14 protein-coding genes are annotated in these 19061 nt (G+C 73.0%); 7 read left to right on the forward strand and 7 right to left on the reverse strand.

The annotated features are described in order from the left end of the window. Nucleotides 1-289 precede the first annotated feature (289 nt). Nucleotides 290-1414 carry an FAD-dependent oxidoreductase gene (locus ACFYXC_RS20695; protein WP_389553548.1) on the reverse strand — a complete coding sequence of 375 codons (1125 nt, stop codon included), beginning with the start codon at nucleotides 1412-1414 and terminating at the stop codon, nucleotides 290-292. A 142-nt stretch (nucleotides 1415-1556) separates the two neighbouring features. Here ACFYXC_RS20695 and ACFYXC_RS20700 point away from each other — a divergent pair, with 142 nt between their 5' ends. Then, the gene (locus tag ACFYXC_RS20700; protein WP_388919347.1) at nucleotides 1557-2261 is read left to right on the forward strand and encodes a TetR/AcrR family transcriptional regulator; all 705 of its coding nucleotides are present in this window, start codon (nucleotides 1557-1559) and stop codon (nucleotides 2259-2261) included. 40 nt (nucleotides 2262-2301) lie between these two features. Here the strand turns inward: ACFYXC_RS20700 and ACFYXC_RS20705 are convergent, their stop codons facing one another. Both ACFYXC_RS20705 and ACFYXC_RS20710 read right to left on the reverse strand, forming a co-directional pair. Further along, nucleotides 2302-2964 carry a CHRD domain-containing protein gene (locus ACFYXC_RS20705; RefSeq protein ID WP_389553738.1) on the reverse strand — a complete coding sequence of 221 codons (663 nt, stop codon included), beginning with the start codon at nucleotides 2962-2964 and terminating at the stop codon, nucleotides 2302-2304. Nucleotides 2965-3215: 251 nt separating this feature from the next. Next, nucleotides 3216-3536, reverse strand: coding sequence for a hypothetical protein (locus tag ACFYXC_RS20710; RefSeq protein ID WP_389553739.1), 321 nt, complete (start codon nucleotides 3534-3536; stop codon nucleotides 3216-3218). Nucleotides 3537-3745: 209 nt separating this feature from the next. Between ACFYXC_RS20710 and ACFYXC_RS20715 the strand changes: the two genes are divergently transcribed. Both ACFYXC_RS20715 and ACFYXC_RS20720 read left to right on the forward strand, forming a co-directional pair. Beyond that, entirely contained in the window at nucleotides 3746-5962 is a 2217-nt protein-coding gene (locus ACFYXC_RS20715) for a discoidin domain-containing protein (RefSeq protein ID WP_389553549.1), read from the forward strand. A gap of 126 nt (nucleotides 5963-6088) precedes the next feature. Then, on the forward strand, nucleotides 6089-7168 hold the full coding sequence (locus ACFYXC_RS20720; protein WP_389553550.1) for a DUF1996 domain-containing protein: 1080 nt from the start codon (nucleotides 6089-6091) through the stop codon (nucleotides 7166-7168). A gap of 138 nt (nucleotides 7169-7306) precedes the next feature. Here ACFYXC_RS20720 and ACFYXC_RS20725 read toward each other — a convergent pair whose 3' ends face one another. Further along, nucleotides 7307-8347, reverse strand: coding sequence for a LacI family DNA-binding transcriptional regulator (locus ACFYXC_RS20725; RefSeq protein WP_388919338.1), 1041 nt, complete (start codon nucleotides 8345-8347; stop codon nucleotides 7307-7309). A 33-nt stretch (nucleotides 8348-8380) separates the two neighbouring features. Further along, the gene (locus tag ACFYXC_RS20730) at nucleotides 8381-10840 is read right to left on the reverse strand and encodes a beta-glucosidase (protein WP_389553551.1); all 2460 of its coding nucleotides are present in this window, start codon (nucleotides 10838-10840) and stop codon (nucleotides 8381-8383) included. 456 nt (nucleotides 10841-11296) lie between these two features. Between ACFYXC_RS20730 and ACFYXC_RS20735 the strand changes: the two genes are divergently transcribed. The 3 genes from ACFYXC_RS20735 (at nucleotide 11297) to ACFYXC_RS20745 (ending at nucleotide 16618) form a co-directional block, all read left to right on the forward strand. Continuing rightward, nucleotides 11297-15142 carry a hypothetical protein gene (locus ACFYXC_RS20735; protein ID WP_389553552.1) on the forward strand — a complete coding sequence of 1282 codons (3846 nt, stop codon included), beginning with the start codon at nucleotides 11297-11299 and terminating at the stop codon, nucleotides 15140-15142. Between the two features lie 199 nt (nucleotides 15143-15341). Continuing rightward, nucleotides 15342-16274 carry a bacteriocin fulvocin C-related protein gene (locus tag ACFYXC_RS20740; RefSeq protein ID WP_389553553.1) on the forward strand — a complete coding sequence of 311 codons (933 nt, stop codon included), beginning with the start codon at nucleotides 15342-15344 and terminating at the stop codon, nucleotides 16272-16274. Between the two features lie 125 nt (nucleotides 16275-16399). After that, a complete protein-coding gene (locus tag ACFYXC_RS20745) occupies nucleotides 16400-16618 on the forward strand; it encodes a hypothetical protein (protein WP_388919323.1) in 219 nt (72 codons plus the stop codon). 151 nt (nucleotides 16619-16769) lie between these two features. On the opposite strand, the gene ACFYXC_RS20750 is transcribed toward ACFYXC_RS20745, so the two are convergent. Then, the gene (locus ACFYXC_RS20750) at nucleotides 16770-17633 is read right to left on the reverse strand and encodes an NAD(P)-dependent oxidoreductase (protein WP_389553554.1); all 864 of its coding nucleotides are present in this window, start codon (nucleotides 17631-17633) and stop codon (nucleotides 16770-16772) included. A 93-nt stretch (nucleotides 17634-17726) separates the two neighbouring features. Here ACFYXC_RS20750 and ACFYXC_RS20755 point away from each other — a divergent pair, with 93 nt between their 5' ends. Continuing rightward, the gene (locus ACFYXC_RS20755; protein WP_389553555.1) at nucleotides 17727-18092 is read left to right on the forward strand and encodes a MerR family transcriptional regulator; all 366 of its coding nucleotides are present in this window, start codon (nucleotides 17727-17729) and stop codon (nucleotides 18090-18092) included. 42 nt (nucleotides 18093-18134) lie between these two features. Here ACFYXC_RS20755 and ACFYXC_RS20760 read toward each other — a convergent pair whose 3' ends face one another. Next, nucleotides 18135-19025 (reverse strand): LLM class F420-dependent oxidoreductase, encoded by an 891-nt coding sequence (locus ACFYXC_RS20760; RefSeq protein WP_389553556.1) that lies wholly within the window; start codon nucleotides 19023-19025, stop codon nucleotides 18135-18137. Between the last annotated feature and the right edge of the window lie 36 nt (nucleotides 19026-19061).

Below are 19061 nucleotides of genomic sequence, written 5' to 3' on the forward strand. Positions count from 1 at the left end.
TCGCCTCGCTGGGCGCGCCGGAGGGCGGAGGCTGGAGCCGCGTTGTCGGCGATGCGGCTCCAGCCGGCCACGAGTGTTCGGTCACGGCTCGGGGGCTGGGAGCCGGCGGTGCGGGCTTGAGCGCCCGACGTCGCCTGTTCGGAGAGTAGAAGGAAACCGGGGCGAGCGGAAGCTGCCGGTACCGGCGGGCCCCGGGCCGCCCTGGCCCACGACGTGTCCAGGGACCCGACCCCGCCCGACCGCCGTCCCCGACCGCCCGTCGGCGAGGAAGCCCGCCGCGATCCGTGGGTCACTCGTGTCCGGTGAACATGTCGATCAGGCTGTGGGGCGTGCCGGGACCGTAGAGCACCTCGTGGAGCTCCGTGCCCTCGGCGGCGGCCGCGGCGCTGCGGGGGAACATGGCCTGCTCGTAGGCGGTGAGCGCGGTCTCGATGTCGTCGGGGTGGGTGGCGAGGGCCGCGCCGAGTTCGGCGCCGTCGTACATGGCCAGGTTGGCGCCTTCGCCGTTCGGGATCGAGAGGTGCGCGGCGTCGCCGAGCAGGGTCACTCCCGGCACCCGGTCCCACCGGTGCTCGACGGGCAGCGCGCTGACCGGGCGCAGGACCGGTGTGGTCTCGCCGTCGGTGATCAGCGCGGTGAGCTCCGGCGCCCAGCCGTCGAACTCCCCCGCGACGCGAGCGGTGGCCGCGGCGGGATCGGTGAGATCGAGGGCGGCGAACCACTCCTGTGACCGGGTGAGCATGACGTAGGTGTGCAGGGTGCCGCCGCTCTCCCGATGGGCCAGCAGCCCCTTGCCCGGCGCGAGTGCGAACAGCGACCCGCTGCCGACCGCCTTCGCGGTGGCCGGGTGCCTGGTGTCGCCGTCGAACAGATAGGTCTCGACGAACGACATCCCGCTGTACTCGGGTGTCGTGGCGGAGAGCAGCGGCCGGATCCGGGACCACGCGCCGTCCGCGCCGACGAGCAGGCTCGTGGTGACGGTGGCGCCGTCGGCGAAGGTCACCTCGTGGCGGCCCTCTCCCAGGGCACGGGTGCCACTGACCTTGTGCCCCCACCGGACGGTGCCGGGCGGCAGCGAGTCGAGCAGCAGCTGTCGCAGCTCGCCGCGCAGCACCTCGGGGCGGCCGCCCGTGCCGTCGTCGGTCTGGTCGAACAGGACGGCCCCGTCGTGGTCGAGGACCTGTATCGCCTGGCGGCCCTCCAGGACGAGGCCACGGAACTGGTCCAGCAGGCCCGCCGCCCGCAGGGCCCGCTGGCCGTTCTCCTCGTGGATGTCGAGCATCCCGCCCTGGGACCGGGCCCTCGGCGATGCCTCCGCCTCGTAGACCGCGGCCCGGATGCCGTGGACGTGCAGGACGCGGGCCAGGGTCAGCCCGCCGAGCCCCGCGCCGATGATCGTGATGTCAGTGGTCATGGTGGTTCCTCGCGTGTCGCGCTTCCGCCAGGAGGACACCTGGCCGGCCATGTCTGGAACGTCGTTCCACCATTTAGACTGGAACGACGTTCCAGAGTTGTCAAGCTGGAACGGCGTTCCACGCCTGTGTCAGGATGGGCGCATGGCAGCCAGGACACGTCGTGCGGAGCGACGGGAGGAGCCGCTCTCCCGGGAGCGCATCGTCGGGGCCGCGATCGAGCTTCTCGACGCGGCGGGCGAGGGAGGACTCACGTTCCGGGCACTGGCGGCGCGTCTTGCCACGGGCCCCGGCGCGATCTACTGGCACGTCACGGGCAAGGACGAGCTCCTCGGCGCCGCCACGGACGCCGTCGTCGCCGACGCGATGGCCGCCGGTACCGCCGACGCGACGCCGCAGGAGGCGATCCGCGCCCTCGCGCTCGGCGTGTTCGACGCCATCGAGGCCCATCCGTGGATCGGCACGCACATCGCCCGCGCCCCGGCGCAGTCACCCATGCTGCGGGTCTTCGAACACATCGGACGCCAGATCCAGGCGCTCGGCGTACCCCATGCCGCCCGGTTCACGGCCGCCTCCGCGCTGCTGAACTACATCCTCGGCATGGGCGGACAGAACGCGGCCGAGGCCCGCACCCACCAGGCGCACCTGCCGGACACGAGCCGCACCGAGTTCCTCGACACCGTCTCGGCCGCCTGGAAAGAGCTCGATCCCGACGAATTCGCGTTCATCAGGACCATCGCGGACCAGCTGCGCGATCACGACGACCGCACCGAGTTCCTCGCGGGCATCGACCTCATCCTGACCGGCATCGTCGCCGGCCTGGAACCGGCCGACCGGGCGGGGTCCTAGATCGCGTCCGCACGCCCGGGGATCCGCGCCCTCGGTCCGCCTACTCGGCGCGCCCGACGACCCTCTCGAGGGTCTCCTCGGTGAGGGTGTCCGGGACGTGGATGCCGGGGGCCGGCTCGTACGCCTGGCCACGGACGGCGCCGCCGGGGAACTCGGCGGTGTGGAGGTTGAAGTACCAGTTCCGCGGGTTCGCCTTGATGCCCTCCAGCAGGTCCTGATCGGCGACCGTGACCGTCCCGTGGGCGAACTTCGTGCCGTCCTCCAGCTTCTCCGTGAAGAACGGGATCTTCACCTCGCCGTTGACGCCCTTCGCACCCTTGTGCAGGTGGCCCAGGGTCGGCGTCCCGGTCCCGGTGAAGGTGAACGCGTAGGAGACCTGGTCGCCCTGGATCCGCATGAGGGCGAGCGCGCGGCCGTCCTTGTCACCCACGGCCGGACCGCCCTCGACCGGCACCTCTGCGGCTCCGTCGAGGACCGAGCCGAAGAAGGCCGCGTCCGGCCTGTTCTTGTCCCACCGGCCGGCACCCCGCGCCGCGTCGCTCCCGGCGCCGTGCTCCGTACCGGCCGACGCGTGCCCACCGGCGGGCGAACCCCCGGTGCCGGTGCCGACACCGGTCGCGGCGTCCTCACCGTCACAGGCGGTCAGAAGAAACGCGCCGACGACGACTGACGCGGCGATCATCCCAAAGCGCTTGCTCTGCATGGCGTTCACGGCCTCTCGGGTAAGGGACCACGGCTGTCGCGCGGTCCGTCACCCTTCACACGGACGGCCCGCACGGCCCCATTCACCCGATGACACGCCTGAGACATGCCCGGGACGACGTACGGTCACTCGGTACGCGATCCCGACACGGCAACCGCGTCGAGCGGCCCCGCACGGCGAGTTGCGGACCCCGGAGTCGACGCGGGGCGCCGCCCGCCCGGGCCGTCAGGACCGGCGGCAGCCGGTGTGTCCTACGCCGCGCCGGGCCCGTCGAGGAGGCGAAGCAGCACGGCGGCCTCCGCACGCAGCCTCTCGGCCCGGTCGGCGTGCACGGGCGCGGTCAACTGCGCGGCGGCATCGAGTCGTTCGGCGGCCTCGGCGCGCACGACGGCCACCACGGCGTGCTCGCTCAGCTCACGCCGCTCCGCCTCGGTGGTTCCGGCACCGGCCGGCGACTCCTCGATGGCCTGCCCGCGGAGTTCGGCCTCGCCCACGGGCACCGCCTCGGCGTTGTCCAGCGCGGCCAGAGTCGCGCGCAGGGCACTCACCGCGACCTTGTCACGGGAGCGCATCGCTTCCGGCAGTGCTTGACGCATACGAAGACGCAAAGACATGCCCGTGACCTTATGGCGGCGAGCCCGGCCTTCTCAAAGCGACAACCGCCCGCACGACCGCCGCCGGAGCGCGGCCCCGCGCCGAAGCACACCGAAGCGATCCCCGCTTATTGACAGGGACACGCCCCCACGAGACTCTCGGGAGAGCGCTCTCCAAGCCGAGCCGCATGAGGTCGGCCTTCCCCCGCCCGCCAGGAGCACCCGTGTTCAGACCTTTCCCAGCCGTGTCCGGCCGTCCACGGGCCGGGCTCCTGCTCACCGCTGTCGGCGCCCTCCTGGCGTCGTCCGCCGGCCTCGCCGCGGCCGTCGAGGCCCCCACCGCCTCCGTGGCCGAAACCCTGCTGTCGCAGGGGAAGACCGCCACCGCCTCCTCCCACGAGGGTGACGGCCTCTCCGCGGGTGCGGCCGTCGACGGCGACCGCACCGGCACGCGGTGGGCCAGCCGGTGGAGCGATCCGCAGTGGCTCCAGGTCGACCTCGGCAGGACGGCCGACCTCAGCCGCGCCGTCCTGACCTGGGAGTCCGCCTACGCCACGTCGTACGAGATCCAGGTGTCCGACGACGCCGCCGGCTGGCGGACCGTGAAGACCGTCGCCCAGGGGGACGGCGGCACCGACGAACTCGCCCTCTCGGGCTCCGGCCGCTACGTGCGGATGCTCGGCACGGCGCGGTCCGGCGGATACGGGTACTCGCTCTGGGAGTTCCAGGTCTACGGCACCACCGAGGGCACTCCCCCGCCGGCCGGCGGCGCGGTCGAGGTGACCGGCACACAGGGGAACTGGCAGCTCCAGGTGGGCGGGCAGCCCTACACGGTGAAGGGGCTCACCTGGGGACCGTCCGTCGCCGACGCCCCCAGGTACCTGCCCGACCTGCGGTCCATGGGGGTCAACACCATCCGCACCTGGGGCACCGACGGCTCCACCAGGCCCCTGCTCGACACCGCCCAGGCCAACGGCATCCGTGTCGTCAACGGGTTCTGGCTGCAGCCGGGCGGCGGCCCCGGCAGCGGCGGCTGCGTCGACTACGTCACCGACACCACGTACAAGACCAACTCACTGAACGAGTTCGCCACCTGGGTCGACACCTACGAGACCCATCCGGCCACGCTGATGTGGAACGTCGGCAACGAATCCGTCCTCGGCCTGCAGAACTGCTACAGCGGGGACGAGCTGGAGCGGCAGCGCAACGCCTACACCACGTTCGTCAACGACGTCGCCAGGAGGATCCACTCCATCGACCCCGACCACCCCGTCACCTCCACCGACGCGTGGACCGGCGCCTGGCCCTACTACAAACGCAACGCCCCCGACCTGGACCTGTACGCGATGAACTCCTACGGCCATGTCTGTGACGTACAGAAGGACTGGGAGGCCGGCGGCTACACCAAGCCGTACATCATCACGGAGACCGGGCCGGCCGGCGAGTGGGAGGTCCCCGACGACGCCAACGGCGTCCCGGACCAGCCCACCGACGTGCAGAACGCCCAGGGGTACACCAAGGCGTGGAACTGCGTCACCGCCCATCGAGGGGTCGCGCTCGGCGCGACGATGTTCCACTACGGCATCGAGCACGACTTCGGCGGCGTCTGGTTCAACCTGCTGCCCGGCGGACTCAAGAGACTCTCGTACTACGCGGTCAAGCAGGCGTACGCCGGTTCGACGGCCGGTGACAACACGCCTCCCGTGATCTCGGGCATGACGGTCGCCCCGGCCTCGTCCGCGCCGGCCGGCCAGGAGTTCGCCGTACGCGCCGACGTCCGCGACCCCGACGACGACCCGCTCACCTACAAGATCTTCCTCAGCGGCACCTACGCGAACGGTGACAAGGGCCTGGTGGAGGCCAGGTGGCGGTCCACCGGCAACGGCACGTTCGCGGTCACCGCGCCGGACAAGCTCGGCGTGTGGAAGGTCTACGTCCGCGCCGAGGACGGCCACGGCAACGCCGGCTTCGAGACCAGGTCGGTCCGGGTGGTCGCACCGCCGGTCGTCGGGACCAACGTGGCCCTGAACAGACCGACCACCGCCTCTTCCTACCAGGCCGAGTACGGCGACTGCCCCTGCACCCCGGCGAAGGCCACCGACGGCCGGGCCGACACCCGCTGGGCCAGCGACTGGAGCGACCCGCAGTCCCTCCAGGTGGACCTGGGCGCCCGTACCGCCATCCGTACGCTGCAACTCCAGTGGGACCCGGCGTACGCCAAGTCGTACCAGGTGCAGCTGTCCGACGACGGCAGCACCTGGCGCACCGTCCACTCGACCACCGGCGGCAACGGTGACGTGGACACCGTCGACATCGGGCAGACGGCCCGTCATGTCCGGCTGCATCTGACGGCGCGCGGCACCGGCTGGGGCTACTCGCTGCACGAGTTCGGCGTCTACGCCTGACCGCGGGGACGTGACCCCGCCGACACCGGCCGTCCGCCACGTCACGCGCTGTCAACACCCCCGCCACCCTTCACCTTCCCCCCACCATTTCAAGCAGAGGGGTTCTCCATGAGAGGCACGACAGGCATGAGAGGCACGAGAAAGTTCTCGGCACTGCTCATCAGCACGGCGCTGGCGGCGACCGCCCTCGGCGTGGGCTCGATCGTCACGGCCGCCGCCCCGGACGCGGCGGCCACCACCGTGGCGGCGCAGGCCCCGCACTCCGGTCATTCCATGGCCGCGTCGACCCGCGCCTCGGGCGACGACCCGGACGGCGACGGCTACATTCCGGCGAACCCGCCCGTCACCGGCGTGACACCGTCGGACCGGACGCCGACGCCCCGCTACTTCCACGAGTTCCAGGCCAACTGCTCCGTCACCCACACCGCGCCCGACGACCCCATCGTCTACCCCGGGCAGTCCGGCAGGTCCCACGACCACACGTTCATGGGCAACACCTCGACCGACGCCCACAGCGTCACCGCCTCGCTGTACGGCGGCGACACGGTCTGCAAGGCGCCCGGTGACGCCTCGGCGTACTGGATGCCATCGCTGTTCAAGGACGACACGAAGGTCCTGCCGACCGGCCCCCAGGTCATCTACTACAAAGCGGGGGTCACCGACTACACCAGCGTCCGCCCGTTCCCCAAGGGGCTCCGCTACGTCGTGGGCAACCCGACGCAGAGCGCGGCGGAGTTCCGGGCGCACAAGGGCTGGGTGGAGGGCTGGGAGTGCGGTGACAGCTTCCGCAATGTGGACTTCCCGGCCAACTGCCCGGCGGGCACCCAGCTCAACCTGCGTATGCAGGCGCCCAGTTGCTGGGACGGCCGGTATCTCGACACCCCCGACCACCAGAGTCACATGGCGTATCCGCAGGTGAAGCCCGGCACGAACGACAATGTCTGTCCCGCGAGCCATCCGGTGGCGCTGCCGATGATCGAGTTCAAGATGGCGTTCCCGGTCGACGGGGACATGTCCCAGGTCAGGCTGGCGAGCGGGCGCGGTCACTCGTTCCACTACGACTTCTTCAACGCGTGGCACGAACCGACGCTCAGAGCCCTGGTCGACCACTGCATCGTCGGCGGCCTGCAGTGCGACGCGCGCGGGTACGACCAGACCCACCCGGAGGCCGGCGCCGCCCTGAACGCGGACTACCGCCTGCCGTGACGCCCTCCCCCCCTCGGATCCCCGGTCCGTCCCGTCTCCAGCCCCGGCGGGACGGGCCGGGTCCGCCGGTGCCCGCACGCCCGAGGGGGCGAAGGGATGAAGGGACGAAGGGGCCGAGGTTCTGAAGGGCGGACGGCGCTACGCCGACGCGCGGACGACGAGTTCGGGATCGAAGATCACGGCGGTGGGCTCGGTGCGCGTCCCCTCGATCTCCTCCTGGAGCAGGCGCGCCATGTCGGCCGCCATCTCCTCCAGCGGCTGGCGCACCGTGGTCAGTGGCGGGCCCGGGGCGAGGGCCGCGCTGGAGTCGTCGAAGCCGATCACCGCGACGTCCTCGGGGACCCTGCGCCCCCGCTCCCGCAGTGCGTCGCAGACACCGCGGGCCATCAGGTCGTTGGCGGCGAACACCCCGTCGATGTCCGGGTGTTCGTCCAGCAGACGGACGAGGGCCGACGCCCCGCTGTCGGCGGTGAACCCGCCCTCCGCGACGGGCACGTACGGACGGCCGTTGCGTTCCATCGTCTCCCGGAACCCGGACAGGCGGTCCTGCGCGGCAGGCAGGTCGAGCGGCCCCGTGACGGTGGCCGGGCGCCGGCAGCCGCGCGCCAGCAGGTGTTCGGCGGCCAGCCGTGCCCCTTCCCGGTGCGCCAGGTCCACATAGGTCACGGGAACCGGCACGCCCGGCCGCGCGAAGAGCACGCACGGCAGCCGTTCGGCGACCAGCTTCGCGGGCAACGGGTCCTGCGCGTGCGTGGAGAAGACCAGCGCGCCGTCCGCGCTGCCCTGCCGCAGATAGGCCACCACCTCCTGGCGTGCCGTCGCGGTCTCGGCGAACATCAGCACCGGGTACATCGACCGCGGACGCAGGAAACCCACGACACCGCTCACCACCCGGCCGAAGAACGGATCGGCGAGCGCTCTCGCGGCGAACGCGTTCTGCTCGGCGTCGGAGTCGTCCCCCGCTCCGGAGACCACCAGGGCGATGGTCTGGGCGCGCCGGGTCACCAGGGCACGGGCGGCGCTGTTGGGGGCGTAGCCGGTCCGTTCGATCGCGTCCCGCACCGCCTGCCGGATCGCGGGGTCGACGTTGCGGATGCCGTTGACCACCCGGGAGACGGTGGCGCGGGAGACGCCCGCCTCCCGGGCGACGTCCTCGAGTCTCGGGGCGCGTCTGGTCATGCCGGTACCCTACCGGCGTGCTCCGGGGCGTGATCAGCCGCGCGGCAGACGCTCTCCAGCAGCACGCGGACTCCCTTCCGCGGGCACTTCGACGGACGCGGTCAGGGGCAGTTCCCCGGCCGACGGACCCACGTGCACCTCGTAGCCGCCCGGCTCGGTACGCCAGCCCCGCTCCTCCGTCGACCAGTGGCGCAGTGCGCGGTCCGGTATCCGGACCACCGCGGTGGCCGTCTCCCCCGGTGCCGCCTCGACCGCGGCGTAGCCGGCCAGCCAGCGGTACGGCCGCTCCACCGCCGAAGCGGGCCTGGCCAGGTAGACCTGGACGACTTCCCTGCCCCGCCGGCGCCCCGTGTTGCGGACCCGTACGGAGACGGTACGGACGCCGCCTTGCGCGGGAGCGGACACGGCGGCGGCCCGGTAGGCCCAGGTCGTGTAGCCGAGGCCGTGTCCGAACCAGTACGCGGGCCGGCGTCCCGCGCGCAGCCAGGCACGGTGTCCGATGTGCAGGCCCTCGCCGTAGCGGAGTACACCTTCCTCGGGACGGGTCGTGGTGACCGGCGTGTCCGCGAGGCAGGTGCCCCAGGTGGTCGGCAGGCGGCCACCCGGCTCGGTCCGGCCGAACAGCACGTCGGCCAGGCCACTGCCCGCCTCCTGCCCCGGCAGCCAGGTCAGCAGCACGGCCGCGGCGTCCGCGCGCCACGGCATCTCCACCGGGGCACCGGAGTTGACCACGACCACCGTGCGCGGGTTGGCGGCCGTCACCGCCCGTACGAGCGCGTCCTGGTGGCCGGGGAGCGCGAGTGTCGTACGGTCGCGGCCCTCGGACTCGCTGTCCGGGGTGGTGCCCACGAACACGAGTGCCACGTCGGCCGTCCGGGCGGCTTCGGCCGCCTCCCTGATCGCGGCGGCGGGGTCCGGGCGGGGCGGGGCGGCGGTCACCAGGGTGGCTCGTCCGGTGCCGTCGGCGAGTTCACGGCGGGCCAGGACCAGCACGGGCCGGCCGGCGGTCAGGCGGGCCGTCCCGTAGTGGCAGGGCGGGCTGACGTGCACCACGGCCGGGTCGTCCGACACGCACGGGAACACACCGTCGACCACGGGATGTCCGTCGACCGTGAGTGTCATCCTGCCGAAGCCGCCGACGCCGAAGGTCCACTCTCCGCCGGTCCCGGGGTGCAGCAGGGCGCTGATCTCCACCGTGCGGGCGCCCGGCGGCAGGGGCGGTTCGAGCCGGCGGCCGGTCCGGTGGTGTCCGGCGTACAGTTCGCGTCCGTCGCCGTCGAGCACCCGCAGCCGTACTCCGCCGCGACCGGTGTGCGGGTCGCGGCAGGCCGGTGCGGACAGGGGTGGTGGCGCGGTCAGGGCCGGGCCGGGAGCGTGGACGACGCGTGCGGTGCCGGCGAGGTCGGCGCGCAGGGCGTCGAGCGGCGTCGTCACGCGGTGCGGGTGGACGGCGGCGCTGCCGCCGCCCTGGACCCGGGGCTCCGCCGCGTGCGCGCCGATCACCGCGACCGAGGTCAGCGTGGCCGGGTCCAGCGGCAGTACGCCTCGGTTGCCCAGCAGCACCGAACCGGCGGCCACCGCCCGGCGCAGCAGGGCGCGGGCCTCCTGCCGCGGGGGTGTGGGGAGCGTCGTGGGGCGGTGGAGTGCGCCGACCCGGTCGGCGAGCCGCAGCAGGCGGCCCGCCTTGTCGTCGACGACGGCCGACGGAACCCGTCCGTCCTCGACCGCCCTGACCAGCGCGTCGCCCCAGGGGCCGGCGGGTCCGGGCATGACGAGGTCCTGTGCGGCCCGGGCGGACGCCTCGGTGGAGCGCACCGCGCCCCAGTCGGAGACGACGACACCGTCGAAGTTCCATTCGTCCTTGAGCGGCCGGGCGAGCAGTGGGCTCTCCGTCAGCGGGACGCCGTCGACCCGGTTGTAACCGGACATGACCAGCCATACGCCCGCCCGTACGGCGGCTTCGAAGGGTGCGAGGTAGACCTCGCGGAGCGTGCGTTCGTCCACCTTCACGTCGACGGTGAGCCGGTCCGTCTCGGAGTCGTTGGCCACGTAGTGCTTGGCGGTGGCGGCGGCGCCGTGTGCCTGGATGCCCCGGACGAGGGCCGCGCCGGTGCGGCCGGTCAGTTCCGGGTCCTCGGAGAAGCACTCGAAGTGGCGTCCGCCCAGGGGTGACCGGTGGAGGTTCAGGGTGGGGGCCAGGACGACGTCCACGCCCTTGCGGCGCGCCTCCGCGGCGAGCACGGATCCCAGTTCCCCGACCAGATCGTCGTCCCACATCGCGCCGATCGCGGAGGCGCAGGGCAGCAGCAGGGAGGTGTCGGTCTCGTCCCAGGTCGGCCCTCGCACTCCGGCCGGCCCGTCGGACATCGTCATGCCGCGCAGTCCGACGGCCGGTTCGTCCGCGGTGCGCCAGTTCGTCGTACCTGTGAGCAGACGGACCTTCTGGTCCAGGTCCAGCTTGTCCAGCAGTCGCGTGAGTTCCTCGTGCGTCACGGAGCCCCCTCGTCACGCGCCCGTCCAGGACTCGGGAGAGCGCTCTCCGAGAGCATCGTCAAATGCGGGTCATGTGTCAACGCGGCGGGGGGCGGAGCTGTCGACGCGACGGGACGCTCAGCTGTCGACGGGAGGAGCCGTGGGCGCGGCGGGGCGCGGAGCCGTGGGGGGTGACATGGCGACGTGGCGTCTGCGATGACCGCGGTGACCGTGATCATGGTCGGCGGTGCCCTGGCCGGAACTCGTTCTCGCGCGGAGGCGCCGACGGTCGTCGTGGCCCATGCCGGACAACCGTTGTGGGCCCCCGGCCGTCCTACGGGACGACGCGGGTGCCATCGGTTCGTCCCAGTGCGCCGAATGCCGCCCGAGTGATGATCCGGGGGCCCGGTGGGACGGCGTGACCGGTTCTTCCCGGCGATCGTGACCGGCCTTTCCCGGCGATCGTGGAGGCGGCTGATGGGGGACGAGAGCGCGCGCAGGGCGGGCAGGCCCGAGCGGCCGCTGGATCCGGAGTCGGGTCCGGTGGCGCGCTTCGCCTGGGAGCTGCGGCAGCTCCGCGCGGAGGCCGGCTCCCCCAGCTACCGAGTGCTGGCCCGGCGGGCCCACTACGCGCCGAGCACCCTCGCCGAGGCCGCCCAGGGGAACCGGCTGCCCACCCTGGAGGCCGCCGTGGCGCTGGCCACGGCGTGCGGCGGTGACCGGGACGAGTGGACCGCGCGCTGGCGCGCGGTGGCCGCGCTGGTCGAGCCGGGCACCTCGGCCGGGCACCCGAGGAATCGAGAGGCGGCCGGCTCCCAGGAGTGCCCCTACCCCGGGCTGGCTTCCTTCGAGGCGGCGGACGCCCGTTACTTCTTCGGCCGTGACGCCCTCGTGGAGCAGTTGACACGACACGTGACGGGGTCCGGCCCGACCGGTGTGATCGCCCTGTTCGGCGTCTCGGGCAGCGGCAAGTCCTCACTGGTCCGCGCGGGTCTGCTGCCCCGACTCGGCACCGCGTGGCAGCACATGCTCCTCACCCCCGGTGCCGGCCCCCTGGACGGACTCGCCGCTGCCGTCGCCGCACTGACCGGCGCCGACAAGGGGGCTCTGCGCGACGCGTTCGCGACCGATCCCAAGGCCCTGCGCCTGGCCCTGAGCGACTGGACGAGCGGCCGCCCGTCGCAGTCCCGCGTCCTGCTGGTCGTCGACCAGTTCGAGGAAGCGTTCACCATGGGGGCGTCCCCGCAGGAGCGTGACCTCTTCCTGGCCCTGCTCGCCGACACCGCACAAGCCGCCGACGACCGGGTCCGCCTGCTCCTGGTGACCCGCGCCGACTTCTACGCCCACTGCAGCAGACACCCCCGTCTGGTCGCCGCTCTGCGTGACGGCGTCCACCTGCCCGTCGGCCCTCTGAGCGACGAGGAGCTGACCTCGGTCATCGCCGGTCCGGCCCGGCTCACCGGCCGCACCGTCGACCCCGCCCTGGCCGAGGCCCTCCGGACGGACACCGCCGAACAGCCCGGCGCTCTGGCGCTGTTGGCCCACGCCCTGCGGCAGACCTGGCTGCGGCACACCGGGAACCAACTGCGGCTCGCCGACTACCAGGCCGGCGGTGGCGTACGGGGAGCCGTCGCGCAGAGCGCCGAGCAGGTGTACGCGAGCGGCACACCGGCCCAGCAGCGGCTGCTGCGCGCGGTGTTCCTGCGTCTGACCGTGCTCGGTGACGGAACGGACGACACCCGCCGCCGGATCCGCCGTGCCGAGCTGCACGGACTCGCGAACCCGGCCGAGACCGACCGGCTGCTCGACGAACTGGCCCGGGCCCGCCTGGTGGTGCTGGGCGAGGACACGGTCGATGTCGCGCACGAAGCGGTCATCGCCGCCTGGCCCCGCCTCCGGCGCTGGCTGGTCGACGACCGGGACGCCCTGCGGGCCCACCGGCGCCTGACGCAGGCGGCCGGCGTCTGGCACGAGTCGGGACGCGACCGCAGCACCCTCTACCGCGGCAGCCAACTGCGCACGGCCACCGCCTGGATGGGCGAACACCCCGGCCAGCTCAACGAACAGGAGACGGCCTTCCTCACCGCCGGTCTCGCGGCCCACCGGCGGCGCCGGTGGGTTGCGAGGTCCTTGACCGCCACGGTGACCGTGCTCGCTGTACTGGCCATGGTCGCAGCGGTGCTCGCCGCCCATGGCCAGCGGGAGGCCGGCCGCCAGCGGGATCTGGCGCTGTCGCGGAGCGTCGCGGCGCAGGCGTCCGCGGTACGGCAGGCCGACCCGGCGCTGTCCGTCCAGCTGAGCCTGGCCGCCCATCGGCTGGCGCCCACGGTCGAGGCCCGCAGCAGTCTGCTCAGCGCCTTCGCCCAGCCCTACGCGACCCGTCTGACCGGCCACCGTGACCACGTGAACACCATGGTGTTCGCGCCGGGTGGCGCTCTGGCGGCGACCGCGTCCCGGGACGGCACGTCCGTCCTGTGGGAGACCCATGACCCTCGCCGTCCGCGCAGGGTGAGCACGCTGCGGGGGCACACCGCGAATGTGTCCTCCGCCGCCTTCGCCCCCGACGGACGCACTCTGGCCACCACCGGCTGGGACGACCTGACGCTGCTGTGGGATGTCACACGACCGGCCGCGCCCCGCCTGCGCGCCACACTGCCGGGACACGGCAACGACGTGAACACGGCCGCTTTCTCCGCCGACGGCCACCTGCTGGCGACCGGCAGCACCGACCGCACGGTACGCCTGTGGGACGCGGCGACGGCCGGCAGCACCACGCGGCCCCTCGCCGTGCTGCGGGGGCACAAGGACGCGGTCATCGCTGCCGCGTTCGCTCCGCGCGGCCGGATCCTCGCGACAGCCGACTGGACGGGATCGGTACGGCTGTGGGACGTCTCCGCGCCGGCCGGGCCGCGCACGCTGAGTGTCCTGCCCCGGGCCGGCGGGCCCGTCACCGCCGCGTTCGCACCCGTCGGACATCTGCTGGTGACGGCGGGCCAGGACCGGACGGTGCGGCTGTGGGACGTCGGCGATCCGGGCCGCCCGCGGCGGACCGCGGCCCTGCGCGGGCACACGGACGCCGTCCGGGCCGTGCGGATCAGTCCCGACGGCACCCGCCTCGTCACCGCGGGCGCCGACCACTCGCTCCTGCTGTGGAGGGTGCGGGACGGACGCGTGCCGGGCGGACCCAGGGTCCTGGAGGGTCACACCGATGCCGTCGTCTCGGTCGACTTCAGCCCCGACGGACGGTTCCTCGCGTCGTCGAGCGACGACCGCACCGCCCGGCTGTGGGACCTGTCCGGTCCGTGGTTCACCGGACACACCGACTCCGTGTACGGCGTGGCCGTCCGTCCGGACGGCGGTCTGGCGGCCTCGGCCGGCTACGACCGCACCGTACGCCTGTGGCCGGTCACCGGTTCCGGTCGGCGCCGGGCCGGCGAGGTCCTGGCCGGGCACGGGGAAGCCGTGAACAGCGTGGACTTCGACCGGACGGGTACGGTGCTGGCCTCCGCCTCCGCCGACAGGACCGTACGGCTGTGGAACGTCACCGATCCGGCCTCTCCGCGGGCCACCGCCGTGCTGCGTGACCACACGGACGCGGTCAACATCGCCGTCTTCGACCGCGGCCGGGACAAGGTGCTGCTCACCGGTGGTACCGACCGTGCCGCCCGGCTGTGGGACGTCGGCGACCGACGGCACCCGCGCGTCCTGTCGAGGCTCACCGGTCACACCGACGCCATCAACTCCGCCGTGCTGCGCGGGGGTCTGGCGGTCACCGCCTCGGCCGACCACACGGCGCGGCTCTGGGACGTCGCCGACCCGCGCCGGCCGCGGCCCGTGGCGATCCTGCGCGGGCACACGGACGCGGTGAAGTCGGCCGCGCTCAGCCCTGACGGACGCCGGCTGGCCACGGCCTCCGCGGACCGCACGGTACGGCTGTGGGACATCGGCGACAGGGCCCGTCCGAAGGCGCTGCGTACCCTGACGGGGCACGTCAACACCGTCCACGCCGTCGCCTACAGCGCGGACGGACGCTTCCTGGCCTCGGCCGGAGCGGACCATGCCGTACGGGTCTGGAGCCTCGACGGCGCCGCTGTCCCGAAGCCCTACGCGACACTGACCGGCCATCGCGACACCGTCGACACGCTCGCCTTCACCGCCCGCGGCCACACCCTGCTCACCGGCAGCCTGGACTCCGACGCCCTGATGTGGACGCTCGATCCGGGGCGCGTCTCGCGGCAGATCTGCGAGAAGGCGGATCCGCCGCTCGGCGCGGACGAGTGGCGCACGCATCTGCCGGGCACACCGGTCCAGCGCCTGTGCTGAGCCGGAGATCCGTTCCCCGACCGGCTTGCGGACAAAGCTCCGGACAACCTCGTGCCCGCTGGAAAGCGCAGGTCACAGCTCTGTGCGGGGGCGGAACACCGGGCAGCCGAGGCTTGACCGCCGCCACGCGCCTTGGCAGCCTCTCGGCTCCGGCAGCACTCGCCCGGAGCTGACATGCGTGTGACGACAGGAGAAGCGTATGACCGAGTGGATCCTGGCATTCGATGCCGACTGCGGTTTCTGCGAGGAAGTGGCGGAGCGCACCCGAGGATCCGTGGGCGCGAGGCTCACCACGGCGGGGCTCACCGAGCCGCGGATCCGTGGCCTGCGCGAACGCGCGCTGGGCGGAACTCCCGTCTGGGCCCCGACCCTGCTGGCCGTCGACGGCGACCACGTACGCGCCTGGACCGGAACCGCGCTCTCCGTCCGGTTGGCACGGCTGCTGGGGCCCGTGGACTCGTTACGGGTCGTCCAGGCACTCCGGGAGATCGAGGGCCTGGGGCGGCCGAGCCGCCGAGGTGTCCTCAAGGTCGTACCAGGTCTGGCTCTCGGAACGTTCCTCGTCACCGGGGGCCTGGCGGCGTCACCCGCGCAGGCGGTGGCCCACGCCACGGGCAGCAGGGCGTCACGATGGGTGAAGGCCCACCGTGACCGGCTGCCCGTCGGTTACGCGGAGTTCGTCTCCCATCCCGTCGAGTACCGGCGGGCCATCTACGGCGCACTGCCCGTGCCGGCCCGCAGTGATCTGTGGGCGGCACACTTCGCGCACCATCGCAGGACGCACCCCGGGCTGTCACCCGCGCAGTCGGCCGTACTGGACGACGCGACCCGCTCGGTGGCACGGCTCGTCTCGGGGCGCGCGGGACAACCGGACGCGGCGTCCCTGGAGAGGTCCGCTCTGGCCGTCTTCTCCCATGACGAGGTCCACGCCATCCTCGGCACACTCGGCCCCGTCGGCACGCAGGACGCCGCTCCCCGGCGCGCGCGGGAGGTCATGGACTGCAACTCCCGGTGCGGGGGCAGCGGCCACTGCGACATGGTGTGCTACTCGGGACCGCAGTGGTGCAACTGGACCGATTTCGGCTGCGGCCCGCTCTGGCTGGCACCGTGCAGCGGCGTCTGCGCGCCATGAGCGACCTGTACCAGTCCCAGTACCAGCACCGGCGCTCCGCGTCGCTGACGCCCACGAGGACCGGCTCCTGACGGAACCGGGCAGGAGCGGGGCATTCGATGGGGAACGGTGGGAACACGCACCCCATGACACAGTCCAATGACGAAAAGCCCACGTCCCACACCCCCGGTTCCCAGCCGAGCGTCCACCCGGGTTCCGATGATCCGCAGACGATCACGGCGCCGACGCCGCCCGTCGCGTGGAGCAGCAACCCGCCGGACGAAGCCGACCTCGTGGACGAGGAGGACGAGTCGCAGCGGTCTCGTACCGGCGAAGAACCGAGGACGACGTCTCAGGACGGCTGACCCCGCCGGGGATGCGCCGGACACCACTGATACGCACAAGGGCCGGGCTCAGTTCCGTGTTGCGGAACCGGCCCGGCCCTCACCCGCCTCCGGCGCCGGCCGGCACGAGGTCACCTGCCCCTGTCGGCCACCCGTGCGAGGCCGGTACGGCTCATGGCGTGCGGAACTGCTCCACCAGGGCCGCGTATCCGTCGGCACCGTGACCGGCGGCCGCCGCTCGCTCGGCCAGTGCCCTGACGAGCTTCGGCAGTTCGGCGTTGACACCGAGTGACTCGCTCTCCTCGACGACGTGCGCCATCGCCGCCAGGTGGGTGTCGACGGTGCCGTCGTCGGCCGGGTAGACCCCGGCGTCGACCTGGCGCGCGTAGCCCGGCAGCCAGCCGGCCACCGAGCCGATGGCCGTCTGCGCGAGGGGCAGGTACGCCGTGGCGGACACACCGGCCGTACCGAGGATCGCCGCGCCGTTGAGGAAGCCGTCGAGCATGCCCCACATGAGGACGAGCGTGGCCATCTCGTGCGTGGCCGAGAGGCCGGGCTCCTCGCCGAGGTGGAGGCCCGTGCCGAGACCGGCCAGCGTCCGCTCGTGGGCGTCGTACAGCGGTCGCGGTCCGCTGTAGGCGAGCAGCGCGTCGGCCGTGCCGACGGCCTCGGGGACGGCCATGATCCCGCCGTCGAGGTAGCCGCCGCCGCGGCGCGCCACCTCCGCGGCGAGCGCCCGGGCACGCGAGGGCGTGCCCGAGGTCAGGTTCACCACGACGCGGCCGTCGAGCGGTCCGTCGAGGACGTCCGCGACGGCGTCGTAGTCCGACACGCAGACCACCACGAGCGGGGCGGCCGCGATCGCGGCGGCGGGGGACTCGGCGAGCGTCGCGCCCCGGGTGACGAGGTCGTCCGCCCTGGACGCCGTGCGGTTCCACACGGTCGTCGGGTGCCCCGCGCGCAGGAACGCCCCGGCGAGGGCGCCGCCCATCAGTCCGAGACCCAGAACCGTGACGGGTGTGCCGGTGTGCATCATGTGCTCCTTCTCTCTTCGGTGGCACAATCGTCAACGTTCACACCGGTATGAAGGTCAAGTGGTCAAGGGGCCGGGAATCAAGGGGAGACGCGGGTGCTGATCGGGGAGTTGAGCCGGCGGACCGGGGTGAACCCGCACCAGCTGCGGTACTACGAGGCGCAGGGCCTGCTGGTGCCCGAGCGCGGGGACAACGGCTACCGCGAATTCGGTGACGACGCCGTGCTGACGGTGGCACAGATCAGGAAGCTGCTCGACGCCGGGCTGTCGACGCAGGAGATCGGGTATCTCCAGCCGTGCGTCACCGGCGCGGCCCCCGATCTGAAACCCTGTCCGGAGACCCTGGACCTGCTGCGGGCGCGCATCGCGGGACTGGACGAGCGGATCGACACGCTCGTCCGGTCCCGGCAGACGCTGAGGGAGTACCTGGCGGCCACGGAGCGGCGACTGGCCGGCCAGTGAGCCGTGTCGGCCCGCGCCGCGGCCGGTGATCCCCTCCGCCCGCTACAGCTCGTCGGCGAAGACCTCCGCCAGTTCGCGCCACTCGGGGCGCGGCAGGCCGGCGCCGCCCTCCTCGGCGGTCAGTACCTGGAGAGCGACGTGGTCGGCTCCGGCGTCGAAGTACTCGCGGGTCCGCGCCCGCACGCGCTCGGCGTCGCCGAGGGCGAAGAGGCCGTCGAGCAGGCGGACGCTGCCCCCCTCCTCGAAGTCGCTCTCGGAGAAGCCCAGACGCAGCAGGTTGTTGGTGTAGTTGGGCAGCTTGAGGTACAGGCTCAGCATGTTCCGTGCGGTGGTACGAGCCCGGTCGAGGTCGGTGTCGAGCACGACGGAGACCTCCGGGGCGAGCAGCGCGTCGGGGCCGAGCGCCTCGCGTGCCTCCGCCGTGTGCTCGGTGGTGACGAGATACGGGTGCGCTCCGGAGGCCCGGTCGGCCGCCAGCTTCAGCATCTTCGGGCCGAGCGCCGCCAGTACCCGGCGTCCGCCGCCCGAGGACGCGGTGGCGGCGTCCAGGGCGTCGAGGTAGGCCACCATCGCGCTGTACGGTTTCGCGTACTGCGGCGCCAGCAGGCCGTGGCTGACGCCGAGGCCCAGGACGAACCGCTCACGCTGGCCGGCGTCCAGCGCCGCGATCCGCGCGGCCACCTCCTCGGCCGTGTGCTCCCAGATGCTCAGGATGCCGGTGGCGACGGTGACCGTACGGGTGGCGGCGAGGACGGCCGCGGCGTCGTCGGGTGACGGGTTGCCGCCCAGCCACAGCGTGCCGTACCCGACCTCTTCGAGTTCGGCGACCGCCTCCGCGATCGCCCTCCTGCCGGCGTCGTCCGTTCCCGAGCCGCGCAGGGCGCCGCTCCAGATGCCGATGCGTCCGAGTGTCTGCCGAGTCTCCGAAGTCATGCCGTGGTCAACGGTGGTCCCGTGCCCCCTGTTCCC

The organism is Streptomyces sp. NPDC002701 (genome assembly GCF_042889045.1).
Taxonomy (GTDB): domain Bacteria; phylum Actinomycetota; class Actinomycetes; order Streptomycetales; family Streptomycetaceae; genus Streptomyces.